Origin of the sequence: Mycobacterium sp. (genome assembly GCF_044342925.1) — a bacterium.
Lineage (GTDB): Bacteria > Actinomycetota > Actinomycetes > Mycobacteriales > Mycobacteriaceae > Mycobacterium.
In genome coordinates, this window is sequence record NZ_JBIIOV010000254.1 from 1 (window position 1) to 2,882 (window position 2,882).

General features: G+C 67.6%; 5 protein-coding genes. 1 reads left to right on the plus strand and 4 read right to left on the minus strand.

Translation table 11 applies throughout. The annotated features are described in order from the left end of the window. Positions 1-363 (minus strand): TerC family protein (locus ADBZ6I_RS16920; protein WP_526385901.1); only part of this gene is annotated, 363 nt, incomplete at its 3' end. A gap of 44 nt (positions 364-407) precedes the next feature. Beyond that, positions 408-800, minus strand: coding sequence for a DUF2784 family protein (locus tag ADBZ6I_RS16925; protein ID WP_526385903.1), 393 nt, complete (start codon positions 798-800; stop codon positions 408-410). Between the two features lie 33 nt (positions 801-833). On the opposite strand from ADBZ6I_RS16925, the gene ADBZ6I_RS16930 reads away from it, so the two are divergent. Beyond that, positions 834-1,565, plus strand: a complete 732-nt coding sequence (locus ADBZ6I_RS16930; RefSeq protein WP_526385905.1) for a type 1 glutamine amidotransferase — start codon at positions 834-836, stop codon at positions 1,563-1,565. Here ADBZ6I_RS16930 and ADBZ6I_RS16935 read toward each other — a convergent pair. Continuing rightward, positions 1,491-1,961 (minus strand): hydrogenase maturation protease, encoded by a 471-nt coding sequence (locus ADBZ6I_RS16935; RefSeq protein ID WP_526385907.1) that lies wholly within the window; start codon positions 1,959-1,961, stop codon positions 1,491-1,493. The genes ADBZ6I_RS16930 and ADBZ6I_RS16935 overlap by 75 nt on opposite strands. After that, a partial coding sequence (locus ADBZ6I_RS16940; RefSeq protein WP_526385909.1) for a Ni/Fe hydrogenase subunit alpha occupies positions 1,958-2,882 on the minus strand: 925 nt, incomplete at its 5' end. The genes ADBZ6I_RS16935 and ADBZ6I_RS16940, both read right to left, overlap by 4 nt.

The following is a 2,882-nucleotide window of genomic DNA, read 5'->3' on the forward strand; positions in this document are numbered from 1 at the left end:
GAGGGCGATGAACCCGGCCCGCATCACCAGCGCCATCACGATGCCGATCAGCAGCAGTTTCTGCTGGTACATCCGCGGCACCGCGAATGATGCCATGATGACGGTGAAGACGAACAGGTTGTCCACCGACAGGGCCTTCTCGGTGACGTAGCCGGCGAAGTACTCCCCGCCGAATTGGCCACCCCAGTACCACCAGATGAAGAACCCGAAGAGGATCGCCAGGGTGACGTAGACGGTCGACCAGATCGCCGATTCCCGGAACGTCGGTTCGTGGGGGACCCGCACGTGGGCGAAGAAGTCGAAAACGAACAACCCGAGGATCGCCACACACGTGATGACCCAGATGCCGGTGGACACGCCCATGGCGAACAGTATTCCGGAAATCCGATTCGCAGGTCCAGTCAGGGTCAGGTACTGCGGCCCTTCCAGCAAGCGCCCCGGCCGATCGCGTAGACGATCCAGGAGCAGACCACCGCGGCGAACACCACCGCGTGTGCCAGTCCAGTACCCGCTGCCGGATAGAACACGCCTGTGACGTAGTGGTCGATGAAGCCTGCCGGCCCCAACGACGGCAGACCGGCCTGCGATCGGGCCCACCGTTCGATGTCAGTCAGCGGGCAGCCGAAGTGGGCGAACATACTGCCCAACGCCCATGACACCGCCGCCACGTGCAGCCACATCGAGCGCCGCCACCGCAGCGCCAGGAACCCACCGAGGGGCAGATAGACGAGGAAGGCGAAATGGGCCGCCACCACCACAACCAGAACCAGCCACACCCCAGCCCGCAACAGCGGTTCCATACCATCAAGCTACCGCTGCCGTAGCGTGGACGGGTGCCCCGGCAGGTGTTGTTCGTCCGCAACGACCCGACCGCGCCGGAAGCACTGTTGGGCGACGTCTTCACCGAATGCGGTTTCGCGGTAAGCACTTTCGATGTCGTGACCGCCGACCGGGCCGGCGACCCCACGGTGCGGGTGACGTTCCCGGATCCCAGCGGTTATGACGTGATCGTGCCACTCGGCGCGCGTTGGGCCGCCTACGACGACAGCCTCCCGTGGATCACCGCGGAAATGGAGATGACCCGCCGTGCGCTGGCGTGTGGCGTCGGGGTACTGGGTGTCTGTTTCGGGGGGCAACTGCTGGCCCGAGCGCTCGGCGGGACGGTGGACCGCTCACCCCGACCGGAGATCGGCTGGCATGACGTGCGCAGCAGCAGACCTGACCTGGTGCCGGCCGGGCCGTGGTTCCAGTGGCATTTCGACCGCTTCGTTGCGCCCCCGGGCGCAGTGGAGGTGGCTCGCAATGAGTGCGCCACCCAAGCGTTCGTCCACGGGCGGGCTTTGGGGCTGCAGTTCCACCCCGAAGTTGATACAGCGCTGGTGCAGCGGTGGATCGCCGAGGACGCCGACGGGGATATCGGTCGGCTGGGGATCTCCGCGCAGGAACTGCGGGTATGCACCACCCTGGAGGTCGATGACGCCGCACGGCGGTTACGCCTGCTGGTTCGAGGCTTCCTGACGCTGCTCGCCGAGCAGGACACCCACCAATCGGACCGCTTCGGGTAGCGCAGACCGAACTTCGGGGCTAAGCCCCGCTCCGTGGCCGCTGTCGGCAACACCGACACCGATCACCACCACCCGGCCCGGTGCGCGGCCCAGTGCGCGCGCCAGTTCGAAGGTCTGCCGCAGACTCAGATCATGGGAACTCACCGGCGTGCTGGTCGCGTCGAGTTCGGCGAGCGACCACTGCCGCACCGATCCGGCCGGAACCCCCACCGCGGCGTCCACCAGAACCGCCAGCAGGCAGCCGTCCCAGGCGTCGAGGATGGCGGTCGGCTCGGCCGCGCAGGTCACGATCCGGACACCGTGAGGATTGGTCGCCGCGACTTGCCCGACCACCGCCGGGCCCACCCCGTCGTCGCGGCGGAACTCGTTGCCGACGCCGATCAGCACCGTGGTCACCGGCGGTGCACCGTCAGGGTCAGAAAGTGCGTCGCGCAGGAGATGCACGGGTCGTAATTGCGGATGGTCCGTTCACACATGGCGGTCAGTGCCGCATCGTCGAGGCCGGCTTGGGCGGTCACCAGTTGAGTAAGGTCGTCTTCGATGGCAGCCTGATTCTGCGACGTCGGCGGAACGATCTGCGCCGCAGCCACCAGCCCGTCTTCGTCGATCTCGTAGCGGTGGTAGAGCAGCCCACGGGGCGCCTCGCTCACGCCGTGCCCGATACCCGGCCTGGCTTCCACCGGGACGAAGGGGCGGGCCGGCCGCTGGTAGTTCTCGATGATGCGCAGTGCCTCTTCGACTGCATACACCACCTCGACGGAACGAACGATGATGCTGCGGAACGGGTTTCGGCACTGCGATCCCAGTCCTGCGGCGGCGGCGGCCTCCTGCGCCAGCGGGGAGAGCAGGTGGTGGTTCAGCGAGTAGCGGGCCAGCGGACCGGTCAGATGGGGGCGGCCGTCCAGGGTGGCGTGCAGCGCGGTGGAGTGCGGCACCTGGGTTTCGCGGACGTGCTGGCCGAAGTCGGCAAGAGCGAACGACGGACCGTCGCTGCGGGCGATGGTGCCGTCCTCAATGGGATAGCGCGGCCCGGTCAGGGCCAGCAGTTCGTGGTCGATCGTCAGGTCCGGGAAGTCGAAGCCGGCCACCCAGCGCACGCCTGCCAGTGCGTCGTCGAGCGCCCCGCGCAACTGCTCGGCCATCGGCGCCAGGTCGGCGCGGGTGGGAACCGAGTAGAAGCCGCCGAGACGAACATTGACCGGGTGGATGCTGCGTCCGCCGACGAGTTCCATCAGCCGGTTGCCGGCCTTCTTCAGCGACAGGCCGCGCTCGACGGCCTCGCGATGCTCGCGGGCCACCGTGATGATGTCGGGCGCG